This window comes from Stenotrophomonas sp. STEN029 (assembly GCF_056760015.1).
Map to the genome: position 1 here is coordinate 1 of NZ_JBRREC010000165.1, position 3178 is coordinate 3178.

1 protein-coding gene is annotated in these 3178 nt (G+C 64.5%); it reads right to left on the bottom strand.

What is annotated here, in order from left to right:
• Nucleotides 1-151 precede the first annotated feature (151 nt).
• The gene (locus ACVOLI_RS20335; protein WP_481615763.1) at nt 152-2977 is read right to left on the bottom strand and encodes a valine--tRNA ligase; all 2826 of its coding nucleotides are present in this window, start codon (nt 2975-2977) and stop codon (nt 152-154) included.
• Nucleotides 2978-3178: the final 201 nt, after the last annotated feature.

The following is a 3178-nucleotide window of genomic DNA, read 5'->3' on the forward strand; positions in this document are numbered from 1 at the left end:
CCCCCCCCCCCCGCCCCCCCCCCCGGGGGGGGGGGGCGGATGCGGGGGCTCTTCGTTTCTGGCTTTCAGCTCTTGGTCTTTAGCTCTCCAATCCGCACAAAAGAAAACGCCGCCCAAAGGCGGCGTTTTCCATAACAGCAATCAACGCGCCTTACAGCTTCGCGCGCTGCTCCTGCAGGCCGGCCAGCTGGCTGTTCCAATCAACCAGACGCACGCGCTCCTGCTCAACCACCGCCGCCGGCACCTTGTCGGTGAACTTCGACAGCTTGACCTCGCTCTTGTCCTTTTCCGAAGAAACGCGGGCGATTTCCTTGTCCAGGCGCGCACGTTCGGCGTCCAGGTCAACCAGGCCTTCCAACGGCACCAGCAGCTTCAGCTCGCCGACAATGGCGGCCGCGGCCGGCGGCGTCACCGCATCAGCGGCCAACCAGTCGATGCTCTCCAGCTTGAGCAGGAAGCGCAGCTGCGAGGCGAAGCGGTCGAGGCGGCTGCGATCGGCAGCCTGGCCACCCTGCAGCAGCAAACGCACGTGCTTGGACGGCGGCACGTTCAACTCGCTGCGCACGCGGCGCAGGGCGCTGACCATGGTCTTGAACCATTCCACGTCGACTTCGGCCTGCGCGTAGTCGCCAGCAAACTCTTCAGCGGTCGGATAGGCCTGCAACGACAACGACTCGGCGCTGATGCCAAGACGCGGCGCTACCTGCTGCCACAGCTGCTCGGTGACGAACGGTGTCAGCGGGTGCAGCAGGCGCAGCACTGCTTCCAGCACGTACAGCAGGGTGTGGCGGGTGCTGGCGGCATCCTCGGCGTTGTCGCCGCTCAAGGCCGGCTTGGTCAGTTCCAGGAACCAATCGCAGAATTCGTTCCAGACGAATTCGTACAGCGCCTGCGACAACAGGTCGAAGCGGTAGTCGGCGTAGTGCTGCTGTGCTTCGGCCGAAACCTTGGCCAGGCGTGCAAGGATCCAGCGCTCGGCATCGGTGCGCGGCTGCGGCACGCCAGAGAAGCTCGCGCCCTCGGTGTTCATCAGGGTGAAGCGGCTGGCGTTCCACAGCTTGTTGCAGAAGTTTTTGTAGCCCTCGGCGCGGCTCATGTCGAACTTGATGTCGCGGCCGTGGGTGGCCAGCGCGGCAATGGTGAAGCGCAGCGCGTCGGCACCGTGGGCGATGATGCCGTCCGGGAATTCCTTGCGCGTGGCCTTCTCGATCTTCTCGGCCATCTTCGGCTGCATCAGGCCGTGGGTGCGCTTGGCAACCAGGTCGTCGATGCTGATGCCGTCGATGATGTCCAGCGGATCGAGCACATTGCCCTTGGACTTGGACATCTTCTGGCCCTGACCGTCGCGGATCAGGCCGGTGATGTAGACGTCCTTGAACGGGATCTGGCCGGTGAAGCTGTCGGTGGCCATGATCATGCGCGCCACCCAGAAGAAGATGATGTCGAAGCCGGTGATCAGCACGTTCGACGGCAGGTAGCGCTCAAAGCCGCGCTCGGCCATCGCCGCTTCGTTCGGCCAGCCCAGGGTCGAGAACGGCCACAGCTGGGAGGAGAACCAGGTCTCCAGCACGTCGCTGTCCTGGGTCAGGACCACGTCGTCACCGAGTCCGGCCTTGGCGCGGGCGTCGGCCTCGTTGCGGCCCACGTAGCAGTTGCCGGCTTCGTCGAACCACGCCGGAATGCGGTGGCCCCACCACAGCTGGCGGCTGATGCACCAATCCTGGATGTTCTCCATCCAATGGCGGTAGGTGTTGATCCAGTTGCCCGGCACGAACTTGATCGAGCCGTTCTCCACAAGCTCCAGGCCGCGCTTGGCCAGTCCGTCCATCTTCACGAACCACTGGTCGGTCAGATAGGGTTCGATCACCTGGCCGGTACGGTCGCCACGCGGCACCTGCAGCTTGTGCGCCTTGGTCTCGACCAGGATGCCCAGATCTTCCAGTTCGGACAGGATCAGCTTGCGCGCTTCGTAACGGTCCAAACCACGGTATTTTTCCGGGGCGTTTTCGTTGAGCGTGGCGGTGGTGGTGAACAGGTTGATCATCGGCAGGCTGTGACGCACACCGACCTGGTAGTCGTTGAAATCATGCGCCGGCGTCACCTTGACCACGCCGGTGCCGAAGGCCTTGTCGACGTAGTCGTCGCCGATCACCGGCACGCTGCGGCCGGTCAGCGGCAGGGTCACGCTCTTGCCGATCAGGTGCGCGTAGCGGCTGTCTTCCGGGTGCACCATCACCGCGGTGTCGCCCAGCAGGGTTTCCGGACGGGTGGTGGCCACGACCAGATAGTTGCGGGTTTCGCGCAGGGTCTCGTTGCCGTCAGCATCCACTTCGACGTGCTCATAGCTGGCACCGTCGTTGAGCGCGTAGGCGATCGACCACATGAAGCCGTCTTCTTCCACGCTCTCCACTTCCAGGTCGGAAATGGCGGTCTTCAGCACCGGGTCCCAATTGACCAGACGCTGACCACGGTAGATCAGGCCCTGTTCGTGCCAGCGGAGGAAGGATTCGATCACCGCCTCGCTTGGGCCCGGGTCCATGGTGAAGGTGCTGCGCGACCAGTCGGCCGAGGTGCCGAGGCGGCGCATCTGGCCTTCGATCACGTTGCCCGAATGCGCCTTCCACTCCCACACCTTGTCGATGAAGCCATCGCGGCCCAGCGAGTCGCGGGTTTCGCCCTTGCCTTCCAGCGCCAGGTTGCGGCTGACCACCATTTCGGTGGCGATGCCGGCGTGGTCGGTACCCACCTGCCACAGCGTGTCGTAGCCACGCATGCGGTGGTAGCGGATCAATGCATCCATCAGCGTCTGCTGGAAGGCATGGCCCATGTGCAGGGTGCCGGTGACGTTCGGCGGCGGCAGCAGGATGGTGTAGGGCTCGCCCTTGCCGGACGGCTTGAACAGGCCGGCCTTCTCCCACGACTCATAGAGCGCGGTTTCAAAGGATTTGGGGTCGTAGCTGGAGGCGAGTTGGGTCATGGGGCAGGAACCAGTAATTAGGAGCTGGAAACGAGCGAAACCGGGGGGGGGGGGGGGGGGTTTGGGGGGGGGCCCCCCCACGGGCGCCCGGGTGGGGGGTGGAGGGGGGGTTTTTTTGGTGGTGTTTTGGGGGGGGGTGTGGGGGGGGGGGGGGCGCCCAACTACCGCTGCAGCCATGCGGCAGCCGCTTCACACTTGTAG

Coding starts and splice junctions, on each gene's coding strand:
- ACVOLI_RS20335 (WP_481615763.1), bottom strand. CDS start 2,977: ATGACCCAACTCGCCTCCAGCTACGACCCCAAATCCTTTGAAACCGCG.